The following is an 18,619-nucleotide window of genomic DNA, read 5'->3' as shown; positions in this document are numbered from 1 at the left end:
TGTGGCTCCTTGCCCGCGGCTCCCATTAGATTCAAGACAACAACCAGCGGCGCAGACGGGCGATATCGCCCGGATATTCACGGCGCAGCGTCTCAATCCAGTCTTCCACATTCTCCCACCAGGCGGGATGATCCGGGCTCTGGATCAGTTGCGCCGTCTGCTGCAGGCGACGCAGGCCGATGGAACCTGCCGCCCCCTTGATCTTGTGCGCCTCCTCCACCACGCCAGCCTGATCCCGCGCGATCATGTTGGAGTCGAGCACCGCCATATAGTCCGGCATCATCTTCTCGAACAGCTCGACGCTGGAGAGCAGTACCGGCTTGCCCACGGTATCGGCATAGTCGGTGAGAAAAGGCAGATCCAGCAACGCATCCTGAGCTACCGCATCAGCCTGCTCGTCCGCCTCGTCGTCGGCCAGATCGGCAAACAGGTGACCAATCACCTCACGCACCGCCTTCGAGCCGAGCGGCTTGTTGATTACATCCCGCATGCCGCGATCCAGATAGTACTGGCGATCGCCGGTTACATTGGCCGTCAGGGCAACCATGGGCGGCAAACTTTCGCCGTAGCGCTCGAGCAGGGTTGCCGCCACATCGAACCCGGTCATGTCAGGCAGCTGGATATCGAGCAGGATAAGGTCGAAATCATCCGGGTTGGCCATCGCCAGCGCCTGGGCGCCATCGCGTGCCACCTTGACCTGATGGCCGAGCTTATTCAGCAGGGCGCAGGCAACCGTCACATTGAGCTCGACATCCTCCACCAGCAGGATGTCGAGGGAAGGCATCTCCTCTTCCAGTTCAGGCAACACCTGTTCGACACAGGCGACCTCCAGCTCGGCGGTAAAGCAGGAGCCTTCACCCGGCTCGCTATCCACGTAGAGCTGGCCGCCCATGGCCTGTACCAGCTGACGGGAGACCGCGAGGCCGATACCGGTACCGGTGGCGTGTTTCTTGCCCTGCACCTGATAGTACATGGCGAAGATCTTCTCCTGCTGGGCGCGGGGAATGCCGACGCCGGTATCTTCCACCTCGAAGTGGAGCGCCAGCTTGCCCGGCTCGTCGGCAGGATGGGAGAGGCAGCGCACGGTGACGCCGCCCTCATCGGTAAACTTGACTGCATTGCCCACCAGATTCCACAACACCTGACGCAGTCGGGTACCATCCGCCATCACGAACTGCGGCATGTCGCCATCGCGATCAAAGTGCAGATAGAGCCCCTTCTGCTCCGCCTGAATGCGCGACAGCGTCTCCAGCTCGTCGAGGAAGGCAGGCAGGTCGATCCGGGTTGGCGCGATCTCAAGCCGGCGCCGATCGAGTTTGTCGAGATCGATGATGTCGTTGAAGATGTTACCGAGTGTAACCGCACTCAGATGGATGGTCTTGAGCTGCTGGCGCTGGCTCGGGTCGAGTGGGGTATCCATCAGCATCCGGCTCAACCCCACAATGCCGTTGAGCGGGGTACGCAGCTCGTGGCTGATGGTGGAGATGAAGGTGGTCTTGTCGCGGCTCGCCTTCTCCAGCTTGTCCTGATACTGCTTGCGTTCGGTGATGTCACGGCCAAAGCCGAGCAGGCCGAGTCGCTTGCCGAAGCGGTCGAAGAAGGGCACCTTGCGCAGCTCGAAGTAGGCCTTGCGACCATCGGGATACTCCAGCCACTGCTCATAGGTGAGCGGCTCGTTGCTGGCAAAGACCTGGCGGTCGGTCTCCACCACCTTGTTGGCGATCTCCTGCTTGTAGACATCGAACGGGGTAAGGCCAATCAGCTCGCTCTCAGCCTTGCCGGTCAGCTCCTCCATGGCGCGGTTGCAGCCGGAGAACTGCTCATCTTCATTGCGGTAGTAAACCAGATCCGGGGAGCAGTCGATAAAGGAGCGCAGCAGAGCGGTGCGCTCTCCCAGATGAAGCTGGGCCTTTTCCCGCTGGAACACCTCGTTCTCCAGATCCTCGATGGCCTGCAGACGCAGACTCTCGGCCCGGTTGGTCTCGGCGATCTGGCTGTTGAGGCGGCTGATGTTCTCCTGCAGCTGATTGTTGAGCTCGAGATCCCGCTCGCGCATATCCTGCAGCTTGCGCACCATCCGGCTCAGCCGCTGGCGGGAATCCTCCAGCTGATCCACCACGATGGAGAGAAAATAGACCGCCCAGGGGGTGACCAGCAGACCAAAAAACACCGAGCGCACGAAATCGATGACATCGATGCTGCCCCGCAAAAACAGGGTGACCCCCATCTGGATGGCGACCGCCAGCACTATGATGCCGGTGGCCAGAAACATGCTGAAACGCACCAGCCCCAGCTTGGTCATCAGATCGACGTAGTATTGCGCCCAGGATTTAATCTGCTTCATCTTGTTGTTTTCTCCCCGATATTCGCCGGACAGAATACCAGCACAACGCGCTTAACTCTTGTGTGATAAGCCAATAATTGGATATTCCTGTATCATATGTGACCATTGCACTCGCCCGGGCAATATCAAGGTGACATCAGCAGCACGAACATCCCGGGCTTTACACCTCAACAGTTTGATATATCAGGAGTCTTTTGATGCGCAATCTCACCTTGCTGGGCCTCGGCCTGCTTGCGAGCCACGCTGCATATGCCGATCTGGGCGAAATTCCGCGCCAGTCCGGATGGTCCGGCTTCCTGCTGGGCGGCGTCAGCGCCACCAGCTACAAGTCCAACTTCTATGCTGGCGACGACAACCACAGTCGCATCAACGATCTGGGCTCACCGGATAGCGAGAACAAGCTGACTCCGCTGATCAACGCCGATATCCGCTACACCTTTGCCGATACCCGCACCCAGATCTTCCTCGGTAACCTCATTCAGGATGCCATCCGCTTCGACTTCACCCAGCAGTTCGGTCTGCGTCAGGAGATGGGCGACAAGGGGATCGTCGCTACCTCGCTGGTATTCAACGCCATGCCGGTAGAGCTGTGGAGCGATCCTTTTGCCACCGGCGTGGATCGCAGCTCCTCCGACCTGAAATCCAAAGGGGCGCGTTTCGCCTGGGACAAGATCTGGGGCAGCAACTTCAACGGCAGCATCACCGCCCGCAGCATCGATATGGATGATGAGCAGAGCGGCCAGCAGTATGACCGGGTTCATGGCACTCACTACGCATCCATGCTGGTTCGCAATGGCAAGATGTATGACATGCAGCTCTCCTACAAGTGGACCTTCGCCGACGGTCAGGCTCTGGAACCTGCGCTGATCTACAAGCAAGCCAACCTCGATGGCAGCGCCGAGAGCTTCGAAAACACCGGCCTGCAACTGACCTATGCCAAGCGCGGTCCCCAGCTGGTTCATCGTCAGCAACGTCTATGCAGGTAAGCGCAAGTATGACGAAGCCAACCCCATCTTCGGCCAGCGCGCCGATGCGGACGAGTTCGCCATCAACGGCACCTTCTTCTGGCACAGTCTGTTCGGGGTGAAACCGCTCAGCGCGACCTTTACCCTCTCCTATGCCAACGCCAGCTCCGATATCGGCTTCTACGATACCGAAGCGAGTCGCGTCAGCACCGGTCTGCTCTACAACTTCTAACCTCAGCAAAGCAGCGATAAAAAAGGCCACCCCATGGGTGGCCTTATCATTGCTGCCGTAAACCGGCTTCAGATACCGAGCGAGTCGAGCAGATCATCGTGGTCGTTGCTGGCGGCTGGCGCTGCTGCAGGCGCCGGTTTGGCTGCGTCTTGCTTGGCCTGAGCTATCAGGGCATCGGGATCCAGCTCCTCGTGCTCCATCCCCTCATTGTGGATGCGAATGAACTCGGTTTTGTCCATCGCCAGCTCCAGATAGAAGATGTTGTTGCGAGCGGTGAAGAAGGTGACGCGGCGGGACTCCGGGCTGTCGAGATTGGTATCGACGCTCAGCATCACCTGCTTGTTGAGGGCCAGCATCTTCGGCTGGTTCTGGGTGATGTGAGTCTGCAGATCGCGGCCCACCTTCACGGTGAAGCTGCCGACGATCTGGTTCATCAGCTCGCCCATCACGTTGCTCACCTCGTCCGAGGTGTGGGAGATGGCGAGATCCTCCTTGGAGAGCCCCATGCTCAGCATGTAGCTCTCATAGAGCTCCATGGCGGCAGCGGCGGAGAAGTTGATCACCACCAGACCGGAGAAGCCGCCATCGAACAGCACGAAGCAGCCGATATCGGGCTTGAGGCAGGTCTTGCTGATCCGCTGCACCATACCGGAAAAACGTACCTGACTCATGGTCGCGGCACTCAATACGTCGGTTACCGAGTTGCACAGACTGAGCAGTACATCCTCAGTCGTCAACACGACGTCATCATCGGATCTTGTAACTATCATGTGTCCTTCCTGAACATCGAGAATGGGCTTATCTATACCATAACTCTAACAGATGGCGCGGCCAGAAGACTGAAATAGCGACACGCCTCTCAGTTGACTCCGTTATCAGCAACCACAGGGGTGAAACCGCTCAGCTTGGCGAGCCGGGCACGCCATGTATCGGCCTGCTGCGCCAAAACTTGTGGCTCATAAGGAACGACCGGATGAGCTCCCCAGATGGGGCCAGGCCAGGCGGCATCGGTGGCGAAACGGGCGACATGATGAATGTGCAGTTGCGGCACCAGATTGCCGAGCGCGCCGATGTTGATCTTGTCCGGACTGAGGGCCTGCTCCATCAGCGCCGCGACGGCGCAAGACTCCTGCATCAGCTGTTGCTGCTGTTCCGGTGCCAGATGGTGGATCTCGCGCAGGTTGGCCACTCGCGGCACCAGAATCAGCCAGGGGTATTGACTGTCTTTGGCCAGCAGGACGCGGCAGAGCGGCAGATCGCCAAGCCAGCAGGTATCGGCCTGCAGGCGGGAATGCAATTCAAACATGAACACCTCGTTGAGTACGATGAAGAGGGCATCCGACAGGGATGCCCACGTTACTGCAACGGGCGGCAAACTTAAAGCTGCGGCACGGCCCAACTGATAAAGCGCTTGCGAAGGGCCGGGTCTGCCTTGAGGAACAGCTGCTGCAATTGCCCTTCCAGCTCGCCGGCTGCCACAACAGGTTGAGAGCCGCCAGAAACTGCATTGATTGACGGAGCCGCAACCACTCCCGCCGTCAGGGCCGCCTTGCCACCACTGCGGTTGTATTCAGCCAGTTTCCCGTTCCAATCCACCCCAAGCAGCATGCCGCTGGTCACCAGTGCATCCTGCTGGATGGCAAGTCCCCGGCCACTCTCCTGCAACGCCACTGCGGGCGATTTGGCATAGGCCTGCATCCCCTGCTCATCGGCCGGTACGCTCGCCACCAGTTGCAACCGCTGGTTGCTCGCCTGATAGCGCACCACCTGCGGCTCGGAGCGAACCTGCCGATCATTCTCGCTGCTGCTGCGGCTGGGGATGACCCCCTCGAAACGCACCAGCAGTTGCTGCTCCCCATCGCTCAGGGTGGCGTGCTGCTCATCCTGCAGCGTGCCACTACTCACCGCGAGGATGCGGAAATTCTCCGGCACGCTCACCTCGACCGCCGCCTGCACGCTGGCGATGCCGCACAGCAGCGCCAATCCCGCCCATCTCCAATGCTTGTTCATCGCTTCTCGCTTCCTGATGCCGACAATGGGCGCAGGGTAGCAGCCGAAGATGACAGAAAAATAACGAAGCCGGGCCCCATCAGCGCAGCCGGAGCGATACCTCCTCTTACAGCAGATAACGGGGATGATCGGCAAACCACTGGGCCAGCACCTGCTTGAACAAGCGGATCTTGCGTGGCACCCGCCGCTGCTGGGCATGCAACACATGAAGCTGGTGCAGACCGCTCTGCCAGTCATCGAGCACGGTCACCAGCTCTCCCGCCGCCAGCAGGGCATCCACCGCCACCAGCGGGCATTTGGCATAGCCCATGCCTGCCCGGGCCAGCTCAATGACGGTGCTGTATTGATTGGCCCGCACCCTGCCCTGCACCAGAATGTGGGTCTCTTCGCCCTTGCGGCTGAAGTGCCACTGCTCCCAGGCCGGATTGCTCCCCATGGGCAGGCAGGATAGCCCCCCCAACTCATAGGGCGTTGCCGGTTTCCCCTCCCTTGCTACCAGAGCAGGACTGGCCACCACCACATCCTTAAGCCGGCCAAGGGGGAGTGCGACCAGATTGTCCGGCACCTCATTGATGGCGCGCAGGGCGATGTCATTCTCGCCCTGGCTCATGTCGACCACCTGATTGGTGAAGTTGAGCTCGACCGCCACCCCGGGACAGAGCGCGGCAAAGCGAGCGATCAGTTCGCTCACCATGCGATCGCCGGTGCTGATCGGGCAGGTGAAACGCAGTCGTCCGCTATCCTCTTCGGTCAGCGCCTGAATATCCTGCTCCGCCTGCCGCGCCAGCGCGAAGATCTCGCCCGCCTGCAGATAGAGAGTCGACCCCGCTTCGGTCAGACTGAGCCGGCGGGTGGTACGTTGCAGCAGCTGGGCGTTGAGGGAGGACTCCAGCGCGCTGACGTGGCGACTCAGCATCCCCTTGCTGACCCCCAGTGCATCGGCGGCGGCAGAGAAGCTGCCCCGCAAAACCACCTCATAAAAGCTGGCCAGATGGGCGATATCCATTATTAACTCCAATATGGAAACAATGGGTTTATTTTACGCGCTTTTTCTCTTTTTTTGTTGCACTAGAATCAACACATCCCAACCAGGAGTGACAGAGATGAAGATTGTGATTGTGGGTGCGTCCGGCACCATAGGTTCTGCCGTCAGCGAATTGCTTGCCAGGGATCATCAGGTGATCCGGGTCGGCCACAGCCAGGGGGATGCCACGGTCGACATGCGCGATCCCGCCTCAATCAAGGCGCTGTTCGCCGGGCTGGGCCAGTTTGATGCGCTGGTAGTGGCCAGCGGCAACGTGGCCTTCAACGCCCTGACCGAGATGACCGATGAAGAGTGGCAGGTCGGGCTGCAAAGCAAGCTGATGGGCCAGATCAACCTGACCCGTGCCGCTATCCCCCACCTGAGCGACAAGGGCTCCATCACCCTGATCAGCGGTATTCTGAGCGAGGAACCCATCAACTGGGGCACCAGTGTCACCACTATCAATGGCGCGATCGAGCACTTCGTCAAAGCGGCCGCCTGCGAGCTGCCCCGCGGCCTGCGCATCAACGTAGTGAGCCCGACCGTGCTGGCGGAGTCGATGGACAAATACGCCGACTTCTTCCCGGGCTTCGTGCCGGTGCCCGCCGCCAAAGTGGCGCAGGCCTACAAGAAGTCGGTGCTGGGTATCCAGACCGGCCAGGTGTTCAAAGTCATTGGCTGATCGCCACACCCGGACAGAAAATAAAACGGGCCCCGCAATGGGGCCCGTCTGTTTCTCTGGGTCTCTTCTTCATCATCGGCAAACGTTTGTTTCCTGATGGCAAAAAAGAGCGCAACCCTTAGTCGATCAGACCGTACTGCGCACGCAGGATATCAATGATCTCCTGCTTCGGGTTGGCCGACAGCTCCAGCTTGTGGCCGATGATCTTCTCGGCGATCCCGACGTAGGTGCTGGAGATATCCATCATCACTTCGGTCGGCAGCTTGTTGTCGCGGGCCAGGGCGAAGCGTTCCGGCATGCGGTTCTTGTTGAGCAGGATGTCCGGATCCGGGAAGTGGTTGAGCAGCCACTGACGGAAACCCTCTTTCGACTTCTCGACGATCTGGCCGTCGCGCAGGGCGGCGCCATCCCAGATGCGGGAGCTGTCGGGGGTACCCACTTCATCCATGTAGATGAGCTTTTCGTTGCCGGCGGCATCGTGGACGTAGCCAAACTCGAACTTGGTATCGACGAACACCTGATCCAGCTCGGCCAGCGCGTCGCTGATGACGTTGAAGCCCTCTTTGAGCAGCACTTCGTAGCGGTCGATATCGGCCGGCTTGCTGAAGTTGAAGCCCTTGTAGTGGCGTTCGATATCGGCACGGGAGACGTTGACGTCATCGGCTTCCGGCACGCCATCCAGTCCTTTCAGCACGCCCTTGGTGGAGGGGGTGATGAGGATCTCCGGCAGCTTCTGATCCTTCTTGAGCCCTTCCGGCAGGGTGATGCCGCAGAACTCGCGTTCGCCATCCTTGTAGGCACGCCACATGGAACCTGTGATGTACTGGCGGGCGATCGCCTCGATCATCACCGGACGGGCTTTTTGCACGATCCAGACGAAGGGGTGCGGGATGTCGAGAATGTGGCTGTCGGCCAGCCCCTTCTCCTTGAACAGCTTGAACCAGTGGCTGGAGATGGCGTTGAGCGCCGCCCCTTTGCCCGGTACGCCGTTCAGCCCGTTCACACCTTGCCAGATGCAGTCGAAGGCAGAGATCCTGTCGCTGATCACCATGATGGCAAGCGGCGCATCCGCTGGCACGTCATAACCCTTCTCGCGAATGAGACGGGCGCTGTCTGCGGCGGTCAACCAGTAGACGCTACGCACTTTACCGGAATGGACAGGCTTATCGGTACGGATCGGCAAATCGTCATTCACCGCCAATACTTGGTCTGCAAGACTCATGGCTAATAACACTTCCTGTTTGTGGGGGGTAATAAGAGAGAAGCCGCAAGCTCCGCTCTCGTTGGGGGTAATCAATCCATGCCCTGCACGCCGGTATCCACATTGAGTGGCTCGCCAGCTGTGCAGAGATAAAAAAACAGGGGCACAAGGCCCCTGTATTTATTCTGATTTTGCTGCCTGTGCAGCCAGTCCTTTGGCAAACGCCTCGGACATGCTGATGTACATCTGGGAGATAACCCCGGACGACACCGGCTTCTTGTCCTTGTCGAACAGGGTGATGGAGGTCTTGCCTCCGGCCATTTCACCCAGCTGGAAGCGATACTTCTCCTCTTCCAGTTTGAACGGCTCGCTCCCTTTCGCCTTCCAGAACTCGGCGGACGGGGCTTCATACTCGACGTCGATCCAGCCCAGCGACTGCTGGGTATCCTTAATGACGAAGCCGTAGCCCGGCAGCACCTGGTTGAGACGGCGCCATACCTGCTCGAAGGAGCCATCGGCAATCCAGGCGCTCAGCTCGTTGTTGTCCAGACCCAGTTCCAGCCCCATGCCCTCGTTGGACTTGTGCTGTTCGCGGGACTTGAGCTGGCTGTCGTAATAGAGAGAGAACTGGTTGAGCACCCGCACGGCATAACGCTGCGCTTCAGCCGGGCTCAGCTGGGTAGTGGTCTCGCCATCGAAGCTCTCTTCGTGATCCAGTACCCGTACCGACATGTTGACGGCATGGCGCGCCTCGTCGTTGCGAACGGTGAACTGGTAACGCTGACGGATTTTGAAATCATCGTCATCTTCACCCCAGCCATCGAGGGCGACCGTGTTGTCAAACCAGCCGGTCTGCAGCACGCCGGCCTGCTGGTCCAGCTTCTCGGTGGTGACCTTGTACTTGGCCAGGAAGTTCATCAGGAACGACCAGGTGTCGCGCTCCACGCTCTGGCTGGTACTCAGGGCATAGTAGGCGATGGTCGGTTCACTGGCATTCTGTACAACCTGGCTACCCGGCACCACAGTCAGCAGCTGGGCGGGAGGACGCACGTCGATCTTGGCGCCGAGGGCACCGTCACGGCTGCTCTCGGGCAACGGCGGAATATCGAACTGGCTGTTGAAGGCGGGGGCGCTCAATCCTGACGGGATCAGGAATGCACGGCCCTCGAGGCGGGCATCTTCATAACCGAAGTCGCGGTTGGCCATTTTGCGATCCTGGGGCGTGCTGCACGCGGCCAGCACGGCGGCGGTCGCAACAGTCAGCACCAGACGGGCACTATTTCCCTTTCCATTTGATTTAAACACTCGCCATCAACTCCGCAGTGGTCAGTGCTCGCGCCATCTGCTGTTCACCCTCGGGAGAGAGTTCAACCAGCGGCAGACGCAAGGTTGCTGTTGCAATCAATCCCAGCTGGGCACAGGCCCATTTCACCGGGGTGGGGCTCGGTTCGCAGAACAGAGTCTTGTGCAACGGCATCAAGAGATTGTTGATATCGTGGGCCAGACCGGCATCACCGGCCAGCGCAGCACGACACATGTCGGCCATCTGGGCCGCTGCAATATTGGTGGTGACCGAAATGACACCATCACCGCCTTGCAGCATAAAATCACAGCCAGTGGCATCGTCGCCACTGTAGAGCGCAAAATCCGGCCCGCACAGCTCGCGCAGCAGCGGGGTGCGACTCAAATCGCCGGTTGCCTCTTTCAGGCCGATAATACCGGGCACCTTGGCCAGACGGGCCACGGTCTCCGGTTTGAGGTCACAGCAGGTGCGACCGGGCACATTATAAAGAATTTGGGGCAGACCACTAGCCTCGGCGATCGCACAATAGTGGCGATAGAGACCTTCCTGAGTGGGTTTGTTGTAGTAAGGGGTCACCGAGAGACCAGCAACCACGCCGGTTTTGGCCAGGCGTTTGCTCAGTTCGATGGCGTGGGCAGTATTGTTGGAGCCACTGCCTGCAATGACAGGAATGCGACCGGCAGCATATTCAACGGTCTTTTCAACGACGGCAATGTGCTCTTGCTCGCTCAGGGTCACCGACTCCCCTGTGGTACCAACCGCGACAATGGCGCTGGTTCCGGCGCTGACATGATACTCGACCAGCTTGGCCAGACTGGCCCAATCGACTTCACCTGAAGCCAGCATAGGGGTAACGAGGGCAACAATACTACCGCGCAACATGGATATTTCTCCCGATTTTCAGGGCCGTAATGGTAAAGCTGCCCCCTTTGAAAAACAAGGGAGAGAGGGGACAAGCCGTGATACCATCGGCCACAAAAAGCAATAAATGAGAGTCGGGGGAGCACCTCGCGGCGGGCCATCAACAGCCCGAAAATCGGCAATCCTGTGCGGCTTTCAAGATACATAACGGACGAGAGAAGATTTATGACTCACTATCTGGTCGTAACGGCCATCGGCACGGACAGGCCTGGCATCGTCAATGAAGTGACCCGTCACGTCAGTAGCTGTGGTTGCAACATTGTGGACAGCCGTCTTGGCATCTTCGGCAATGAATTCACATTTATCATGCTGCTCTCGGGCGACTGGAACAGCATGATGCAACTCGAGATCAGCCTCCCCCTGCGCAGCCAGGAGTGGGACCTCATCACCATGATGAAGCGCACCGAGCGCCACCAGTCGCTCCAGTATGACGTGAGCGCCAGCGTCGGGATCCTGATCCGTGACGAGCCGGGCATCGTAAGCCAGTGCACCCAGTTCTTCAGCGAACATGGCTGGAACATTCAGGCGATGCAATCCATGACCCTGGAACAGCAGCCGTTCAACCTGCTCAAGATGAGCTTCCAGCTCAATCTGGCCAAAGAGGGAGAGGTTGAACGGTCGCAGACCGCCTTCGCCGGATTCTGTCGTGAACTGGGCGCAGAATCGTTCGAGTTTATCGTCAATCGCAAACACGCCTGAGCACTCACTCAAGGAGACCCCATGCAACCATTACAAGCTGGCAGCCCCGCCCCCGACTTCACTTTGCCCGACCAGAACGGCAATCCGCTGCAACTCTCCTCCCTGCGCGGCAAAAAAGTGCTGGTCTACTTCTATCCCAAGGCGATGACCCCCGGCTGCACCACCCAGGCCTGCAGCTTGCGCGATGTCAACGCCGAGCTGGCTGCCCTCAATGTGGTGGTGCTTGGTATCAGCCCGGATCCGGCCAAGCGCCTGAAAAAGTTCGAAGAGCGCGATCAGCTCAACTTCACCCTGCTGGCCGATGAGGATCACGCCGTCGCCGATGCCTTTGGCGTCTGGGGTCCGAAGAAGTTCATGGGCAAGGAGTATGACGGTATTCACCGCCAGAGCTTCCTGATCGACGAAGAGGGCAAGATTGCCCACCACTTCGACAAGTTCAAGACCAGCGATCACCATCAGGTGGTACTGGATTTCCTCAAGGGATAATCCCCGCCTGTCTTATTGAAAGGCCTGCCACGCAGGCTTTTTTGTTCTGGTAAGCCACCTTTTGCCTGAAGATTTTTCTCACCAACTCCCCCGCCCAGATCAAAAAATTCATTTTATATATGGGTTAACGTGACCTCAGAATCATCTTCCAGCGAGATATCCCATGAACATGAGCAACACAGAGCGTTTGATCCTGAGCAACCAGTACGAAATTCTGGCAAAACTCAATCCGGAGAAAGCGGACTTCTACCAGCGTGCCAGCACCATCATCGAGCGCGGCTATTGCCTGCAAATCCTCGAGCTGGAGAAGAGCTTCGGCCATCTGGATCTGGCGACCTGCCAGGAGGTGATCGATACCCTGGAGCTGCACCACGCGCTGGCCATCTCATGGGGTAATCTGGATGCAGCCGATCAGGGCGAGATCAACGCCAGCCGGCTGGAGTTCAACGGCTACAGCCGCAGTCAGGAGCGGGAGCTGGCCGACTATGTCTGCTTCCTGCTGGAAGTGGACAAGCGCTTCCCCGAGCTCAAGTGCCCGTGCGACGAGCTCTCCAGCGACATCGCCATGCGCGACAAGTACCAGCGGATGCTGACTGTATGGCGCCAATGTCCACGTCAGTACAAGCTCTCCATCCAGGAGATCCGCAAAGTGCTGGCTGCCTGATTGCTGGCCACCAGACAACAAAAAAGGCGCCACTGGCGCCTTTTTTACGTTTGAATCGGGTTATTCGTAGAGAAAGGATTTATCGAGCTGCTGAAACGCAGCCTTGAGGGTATCGGCAAGCTCTTCATAGCGGGGCTGGGAAACCAGCTGACGGCGCACCCCCTGCTCGTTCATCTTGCCGTTGATCTCCCGATACCAGCTCGCCAGCGACGGGGGCAAACGGGTGTCGGCCCGCTGACCAAGCCAGTAGTAACCCTGCAGCGGCAGGCTGAGCAGAAACAGCACGGAAGTGATGACTGAAGGCCAGTAGTGCTGCTCGCCAAACTGGAACTGCAGCATCACGCTCAGCACCGCCAACGCCGGGATCACCTTGAGAGCGAATTCGGTCGCCTTGATCACCCGATTTTCAGGAAACATCGAATTGAGCTCGGGACGGCGCGGCCAAAGCGTCATATAATGGCGGCCTTGCTGTAACTTAGTTCCAAAAATGTTCATGCTCATACTACCTCCGAGCGCTTTTTGAACGTACTAACGGCAAAACCTCGACAAAATTTGATGCAAAGTAACAAAGGTTGAGGATGACTTTGTTATTTTTCAACAATCGGGTTATCCTTTGTACGCCCATTTTTGCGTCAAAAGCTTCTTGCTATTGACCTGTCAGGGACGTCTGGATTTCGGGTCTTGTATCACTATACAAGGGGCAAGCAACAGATTGCCAACCCTCATAAGGATAAGTTGAAAGTTTTTGGACGTCCGGCGTCCAACGCATCCGCCTACACAACCCAATCTGCGATAGGATTTATTCATGAGTAAGCTGGTTCTTGTTCTTAACTGTGGCAGCTCTTCCCTGAAGTTTGCTGTCATTGACGCAACCACCGGTGATGACCTGCTGTCCGGCCTGGCCGAGTGCTTCAACCTCGACGACGCCCGCATCAAGTGGAAACTGAATGGCGAGAAAGGCAGTGCCGATCTGGGCGCTGGTGCCGCTCACCAGGAAGCGCTGGACTTCATCGTCAACAAGATCCTGCCGCTCAACCCGGAACTGTCCAAGAACCTGATCGCCATCGGTCACCGTGTTGTTCACGGCGGCGAGCGCTTCACCTCTTCCGTTGTCATCTGTGACGACGTGATCGCCGGCATCGAAGCCGCCGTTCCGTACGCACCGCTGCACAACCCGGCTCACCTGATCGGTATCCGTGAAGCTCGCCGCGTATTCCCGGCGCTGGCTGACAAGAACGTGGCCGTTTTCGATACCGCGTTCCACCAGACCATGCCGGAAGAAGCCTTCCTGTACGCCCTGCCGTACAAGCTCTACAAAGAGAACGGCATCCGTCGCTACGGCGCTCACGGCACCAGCCACTACTACATCAGCTTGGAAGCTGCCAAGCAGCTGAACAAGCCGGTTGAAGAGCTGAACATCATCAACTGCCACCTGGGCAACGGCGGTTCCGTCTGCGCCATCAAGAACGGCAAATCCGTTGATACCTCTATGGGCCTGACTCCGCTGGAAGGTCTGGTGATGGGTACCCGCTCCGGTGATCTGGACCCGGCCATCATCTTCTTCCTGCACGACAAGCTGGGCATGAGCGTGGCCGATATCAACACCATGCTGACCAAAGAGTCCGGCCTGCAGGGTCTGACCGAAGTCACCTCCGACTGCCGTTTTGTTGAAGACAACTACGACAGCAAAGAAGAAGCCAAGCGTGCTATGGACGTTTACTGCTATCGCCTGGCCAAGTACATCGGCGCCTACGCTGCCGCCATGGACGGTCGTCTGGACGCCGTTGTTTTCACCGGTGGTATCGGTGAAAACTCCGCCCCGATCCGTGAAATCACCCTGAACAAGCTGGGTCTGCTGGGCTTTGACGTCGATCACGACGCCAACCTGAAGGCTCGTTTCGGCAAGGGTGGCGAGATCACCAAGGCTGGTTCTACCAAGGCCCTGGTAATCCCGACCAACGAAGAGTGGGTTATCGCCCACGACGCGCTGGAACTGGTCGGCGCTTAATTGACGCAGTAACTCGAGGCCGCCCACCAGGGCGGCCTTTTCCTGATCCCAAAAAATGAACAAGGGGTATAAAGTGGCACGCACTATTATGCTTATCCCGGTCGGCACTGGTGTCGGCGTAACTTCCGTAAGCCTTGGCGTTGTTCGCGCCATGGAGCGTCACGGTGTCAATGTCAGCTTCTTCAAACCGGTTGCCCAGCCGCGTCCGGGTGAAACCGGTGCCGAGCGCTCAACCGCCGTTATCCGCGCAGCTGCCAACATCAATCCGCCCGAGCCCTTCACCCTCTCCTACGCCGAGAACATGATCAGCTCCAGCAATACCGACATCCTGCTGGAAGAGATCGTTGCCCGTTTCGAAGAGCACGTAAAAGCCAGCGGTGCCGAAGTGCTGGTTGTCGAAGGTATGGTGCCGACCGACAAGCAGCCCTTTGCCAACAAGCTGAACTACGACGTTGCCAAGGCGCTGGATGCCGACATGGTATTCGTGACCCACCCGGGCCATGACTCCAGCCAGAAGCTGAAAGAGCGCATCGAACTGGCCTGCTCCAACTTCGGTGGTGTCAACAACCCCCGCATCGTTGGTTGCGTTATCAACAAGGTTGGCGCACCGGTTGACGAGCATGGCGTAACCCGCCCTGACCTGACCGAGATGTTCGAAGCCCATCACCACGCTTCCGACGCTGCCCACAACCTGGAAGTGCTGCAAGTGTTTGGCAAGAGCCCGCTGCGCATCCTGGGTTGCATCCCCTGGAACACCCAGCTGATCGCCCCGCGCGCCAAGGATCTCGCCAAGCATCTGGCCGCCAAGATCCTGCACAAGGGTGAGCTGGACAGCCGTCGCCTGCAGACCGTGACCTTCTGTGCCCGCTCCATCCACAACATGGTCGAGCACTTCCGTCCGGGCAGCCTGCTGGTCACCTCTGGCGATCGCTCTGACGTCATCGTCTCTGCCTGCCTCTCCGCCATGAACGGCGTCAAGCTGGGCGCCCTGCTGCTGACCGGTAACTATCATCCGGAGCCGCAGGTAATGGCGCTGTGCCAACAGGCCATGGCCACCGGCCTGCCGATCATGATGACCGGTACCAACACCTGGCAGACCGCCGTCAGCCTGCAGAACTTCAACGTCGATATTCCGGAAGATGACCGCGAGCGTATCGAACTGGTACAGGACTACGTCGCTGGCCACATCGACAAACACTGGATCGAGTCGCTGACCATCAGCTCTACCCGTTCCCGTCGTCTGAGCCCGCCGGCATTCCGTTATCAGCTGACCGAGCTGGCCCGTCAGGCCAACAAACGTGTCGTGCTGCCGGAAGGCGACGAGCCGCGCACCATCAAGGCTGCCGCCATCTGTGCCGAGCGTGGCATTGCCCGTCCGGTTAGTGCTGGGCAACCCGGAAGAGATCCGTCGTGTTGCCGAACAGCAGGGTGTTGTTCTGACCGATCGCGTCGAGATCATCGATCCGGCCGTTGTGCGCGAGCGCTATGTGCCGCGTCTGGTCGAGCTGCGCAAGAACAAGGGCATGACCGAAGTGGTTGCCCGCGAGCAGCTGGAAGACAACGTGGTACTGGGCACCATGATGCTGGAGCGCAATGAAGTTGACGGCCTGGTATCCGGCGCGGTGCACACCACTGCCAACACCATCCGTCCGCCGATGCAGATCATCAAGACCGCTCCGGGCTCTTCCCTGATCTCCTCCATCTTCTTCATGCTGCTGCCTGACCAGGTGCTGGTCTACGGTGACTGCGCGATCAACCCGGATCCGACTGCCGAACAGCTGGCCGAGATCGCCATCCAGTCCGCCGACTCCGCAGCCGCGTTCGGCATCGAGCCGCGCGTCGCCATGATCTCCTATTCTACCGGTACCTCTGGCGCCGGTGCCGATGTAGAGAAAGTGCGTGAAGCGACCGAGCTGGCCAAGGCCAAGCGCCCCGACCTCATCATCGACGGCCCGCTGCAGTACGACGCGGCCATCATGGAGAACGTGGCCAAGTCCAAAGCACCGAACTCACCGGTTGCCGGTAAAGCTACCGTGTTCGTCTTCCCTGACCTGAACACCGGTAACACCACCTACAAGGCGGTACAGCGTTCCGCGGACCTGGTCTCCATCGGCCCGATGCTGCAAGGCATGCGCAAGCCGGTCAACGACCTCTCCCGCGGCGCCCTGGTTGACGACATCGTCTACACCATCGCCCTGACCGGTATCCAGGCTGCTCAGGCTGACGAACAAGCCTAATCAGCATCCACCTGAAAAAACCGATCACAAAGGCTGCTCACCCAAGGTGAGCAGCCTTTTTTGTTGGGAATTTGTCTGAAGGCAGCATAAGCAACCGAAGATTCAGGAGCAGACAGATAAAAGTGTGAGAACACGATGAGCGCTACGCTCCCTGTCACACAATACTTTCCATTTTGTATGTACCAATAAAAGTCTTTATATATCTTATCGTTAGTCGAAAACTGCCATCTCTTATAGCAAAGCAACCCACTAGCAATACCTGTAAAAAATGACAGCCGTCACACCTTCCAAATCTGGTTAATCATCCATACGAATCCCCCACCACAAGGAAGTGTGAAATGCGTAAAAACAGCTTGTCCATCATCATGTTGTTGTCCGCCCTCCCGTTGTTCACCCTGCCCTCACTGGCCGCAGACAAGGTCGCACCGAAGCAGGCCACCACGGTTGCCGCCAAGCAGGAGATCGGCAAAGTGGATATCAATACGGCAACCCTTGCCGAGCTCACCAACCTCAAGGGGATTGGCGACAAAAAGGCACAAGCCATCGTCGACTATCGCGAAAAACAGGGAAAATTTACCTCGGTTGATCAACTGGTTGATGTAAACGGCATCGGCCCGGCCACGCTGGAAGCCAACCGTGACATGATCATCGTCAAATAACGTCCGAGCACTGCATGTGCAAATGGGGCAGCCTGTGGCTGCCCCATTTTTCTTCGGGTATCATGGGCCCACTTTGTATCTCTGGATCTATCTCCATGAAAAAGACACCTCTCGTTGTTCGCAAGGCCGTGCTCCCGGTAGCCGGTCTGGGTACCCGCATGCTTCCCGCCACCAAGGCCATTCCGAAAGAGATGCTGCCAGTGGTCGACAAACCCCTGATCCAGTACGTAGTGCGCGAAGCCATCGCCGCCGGTATCAAAGAGATCATTCTGGTCACCCACTCCAGTAAGAACTCCATCGAAAACCACTTCGACAAAAGCTTCGAACTGGAAGCGACCCTCGAGAAGCGGGTCAAGCGTCAGCTGCTGGAAGAGGTGCAACAGATCTGCCCGAAAGACGTCACCATCATGCACGTCCGTCAGGGTGAGGCCAAAGGTCTGGGCCACGCAGTGCTCTGCGCCCGCCCGCTGATCGGTGACAACCCGTTTGCCGTGCTGCTGCCGGATGTACTAATCGATGAAGTGGCCAGCGACCCGAAAAAAGACAACCTGGCCGAAATGGTGCACATGTTTGAAGAAGACCAGATCAGCCAGATCATGGTGGAAGCTGTGCCCGAGAGTGAAGTGGACAAATATGGCATCGCCGACATCAAGGGTGAAGCGCTGACCGAAGGGATGTCCCTGCCGATGCAGGCGATCGTCGAAAAACCACCACGCGATGAAGCCCCCTCCAATCTGGCGGTAGTGGGCCGTTATGTGCTCTCTTCCAATATCTGGCCGCTACTGGAAAAAACCCCGGCCGGTGCCGGGGACGAGATCCAGCTGACCGATGCCATCGCCATGCTGATGGAGCAGGAGCAGGTCAACGCCTACTTCATGAAGGGCAAGAGCCACGACTGCGGCAGCAAGATCGGTTATATGAAAGCGAATGTGGAGTATGCCGTGCGTCACCGCGAGCTGAACGGCGAATTCATCGGCTGGCTGAAGCAGTTCGTCAAGCAGTTGTAATAGCTGAAAATTCCGTTTTTCATAGTGGTATTCAAGGAGCATCAAATGATGCTCCTTTTTCATTTGCGCAACAAAAAATCAATCAATAATAAATAAATCCTCAGCAAATCATAATGTTGTAATTTATTCACACATGCTCTATAAGGATTGAGGCGTGTTTCTCGCCCTTGCATAAAA

The 18,619-nt window shown here is 58.2% G+C and carries 16 protein-coding genes and 2 pseudogenes; 9 read left to right on the top strand and 9 right to left on the bottom strand.

Going from position 1 to position 18,619, the window contains the following annotated elements:
• Positions 1–31 precede the first annotated feature (31 nt).
• Positions 32–2,344, bottom strand: coding sequence for an aerobic respiration two-component sensor histidine kinase ArcB (gene arcB, locus WE862_RS07950; protein WP_042031791.1), 2,313 nt, complete (start codon positions 2,342–2,344; stop codon positions 32–34).
• A gap of 197 nt (positions 2,345–2,541) precedes the next feature.
• Between arcB and WE862_RS07945 the strand changes: the two are divergent.
• Positions 2,542–3,541, top strand: a pseudogene (locus WE862_RS07945) (DUF2860 family protein).
• A 68-nt stretch (positions 3,542–3,609) separates the two neighbouring features.
• On the opposite strand, the gene WE862_RS07940 reads toward WE862_RS07945, so the two are convergent.
• The 4 genes from WE862_RS07940 to WE862_RS07925 form a co-directional block, all read right to left on the bottom strand.
• Complete coding sequence (locus WE862_RS07940) at positions 3,610–4,311, bottom strand: DUF3334 family protein (RefSeq protein ID WP_033114911.1); 702 nt, start codon at positions 4,309–4,311, stop codon at positions 3,610–3,612.
• Positions 4,312–4,400: 89 nt separating this feature from the next.
• A complete protein-coding gene (locus WE862_RS07935) occupies positions 4,401–4,847 on the bottom strand; it encodes an HIT domain-containing protein (protein ID WP_042031793.1) in 447 nt (148 codons plus the stop codon).
• A 71-nt stretch (positions 4,848–4,918) separates the two neighbouring features.
• The gene (locus WE862_RS07930; protein ID WP_042031794.1) at positions 4,919–5,551 is read right to left on the bottom strand and encodes a DUF2057 domain-containing protein; all 633 of its coding nucleotides are present in this window, start codon (positions 5,549–5,551) and stop codon (positions 4,919–4,921) included.
• 106 nt (positions 5,552–5,657) lie between these two features.
• Positions 5,658–6,557, bottom strand: coding sequence for a LysR family transcriptional regulator (locus tag WE862_RS07925; protein ID WP_042031795.1), 900 nt, complete (start codon positions 6,555–6,557; stop codon positions 5,658–5,660).
• A 97-nt stretch (positions 6,558–6,654) separates the two neighbouring features.
• Between WE862_RS07925 and WE862_RS07920 the strand changes: the two genes are divergently transcribed.
• Positions 6,655–7,257 carry a short chain dehydrogenase gene (locus WE862_RS07920; RefSeq protein ID WP_042031796.1) on the top strand — a complete coding sequence of 201 codons (603 nt, stop codon included), beginning with the start codon at positions 6,655–6,657 and terminating at the stop codon, positions 7,255–7,257.
• Positions 7,258–7,375: 118 nt separating this feature from the next.
• Here WE862_RS07920 and WE862_RS07915 read toward each other — a convergent pair whose 3' ends face one another.
• From WE862_RS07915 to dapA, 3 genes are all read right to left on the bottom strand, one after another.
• On the bottom strand, positions 7,376–8,479 hold the full coding sequence (locus WE862_RS07915) for a phosphoribosylaminoimidazolesuccinocarboxamide synthase (protein ID WP_042031797.1): 1,104 nt from the start codon (positions 8,477–8,479) through the stop codon (positions 7,376–7,378).
• 159 nt (positions 8,480–8,638) lie between these two features.
• Positions 8,639–9,763, bottom strand: a complete 1,125-nt coding sequence (gene bamC, locus WE862_RS07910) for an outer membrane protein assembly factor BamC (protein ID WP_042031798.1) — start codon at positions 9,761–9,763, stop codon at positions 8,639–8,641.
• On the bottom strand, positions 9,756–10,643 hold the full coding sequence (gene dapA / locus WE862_RS07905) for a 4-hydroxy-tetrahydrodipicolinate synthase (protein ID WP_041210403.1): 888 nt from the start codon (positions 10,641–10,643) through the stop codon (positions 9,756–9,758). The genes bamC and dapA overlap by 8 nt, the downstream gene beginning before the upstream one ends.
• A gap of 204 nt (positions 10,644–10,847) precedes the next feature.
• Here dapA and WE862_RS07900 point away from each other — a divergent pair, with 204 nt between their 5' ends.
• The 3 genes from WE862_RS07900 (at position 10,848) to WE862_RS07890 (ending at position 12,531) form a co-directional block, all read left to right on the top strand.
• On the top strand, positions 10,848–11,381 hold the full coding sequence (locus WE862_RS07900) for a glycine cleavage system protein R (protein ID WP_041210402.1): 534 nt from the start codon (positions 10,848–10,850) through the stop codon (positions 11,379–11,381).
• A gap of 21 nt (positions 11,382–11,402) precedes the next feature.
• A complete protein-coding gene (bcp, locus tag WE862_RS07895; RefSeq protein ID WP_042031799.1) occupies positions 11,403–11,867 on the top strand; it encodes a thioredoxin-dependent thiol peroxidase in 465 nt (154 codons plus the stop codon).
• 163 nt (positions 11,868–12,030) lie between these two features.
• A complete protein-coding gene (locus WE862_RS07890) occupies positions 12,031–12,531 on the top strand; it encodes a YfbU family protein (RefSeq protein ID WP_041210400.1) in 501 nt (166 codons plus the stop codon).
• Positions 12,532–12,591: 60 nt separating this feature from the next.
• Here WE862_RS07890 and yfbV read toward each other — a convergent pair whose 3' ends face one another.
• Entirely contained in the window at positions 12,592–13,032 is a 441-nt protein-coding gene (gene yfbV / locus WE862_RS07885) for a terminus macrodomain insulation protein YfbV (RefSeq protein ID WP_042031801.1), read from the bottom strand.
• Between the two features lie 304 nt (positions 13,033–13,336).
• Here yfbV and WE862_RS07880 point away from each other — a divergent pair, with 304 nt between their 5' ends.
• The 4 genes and pseudogenes from WE862_RS07880 to galU all read left to right on the top strand — a co-directional run bounded on the left by WE862_RS07880 (position 13,337) and on the right by galU (position 18,442).
• Entirely contained in the window at positions 13,337–14,539 is a 1,203-nt protein-coding gene (locus tag WE862_RS07880) for an acetate kinase (protein ID WP_040065015.1), read from the top strand.
• 55 nt (positions 14,540–14,594) lie between these two features.
• Positions 14,595–16,776, top strand: a pseudogene (gene pta, locus WE862_RS07875) (phosphate acetyltransferase).
• A 338-nt stretch (positions 16,777–17,114) separates the two neighbouring features.
• Positions 17,115–17,435, top strand: coding sequence for a ComEA family DNA-binding protein (locus WE862_RS07870; protein WP_042031805.1), 321 nt, complete (start codon positions 17,115–17,117; stop codon positions 17,433–17,435).
• 95 nt (positions 17,436–17,530) lie between these two features.
• Positions 17,531–18,442, top strand: coding sequence for a UTP--glucose-1-phosphate uridylyltransferase GalU (gene galU, locus WE862_RS07865; protein WP_033114924.1), 912 nt, complete (start codon positions 17,531–17,533; stop codon positions 18,440–18,442).
• Positions 18,443–18,619 lie beyond the last annotated feature (177 nt).

The sequence above is a fragment of the Aeromonas jandaei genome, from assembly GCF_037890695.1.
Classification (GTDB): Bacteria; Pseudomonadota; Gammaproteobacteria; order Enterobacterales; family Aeromonadaceae; genus Aeromonas; species Aeromonas jandaei.
This window is presented reverse-complemented; position numbering and strand designations above follow the sequence as displayed.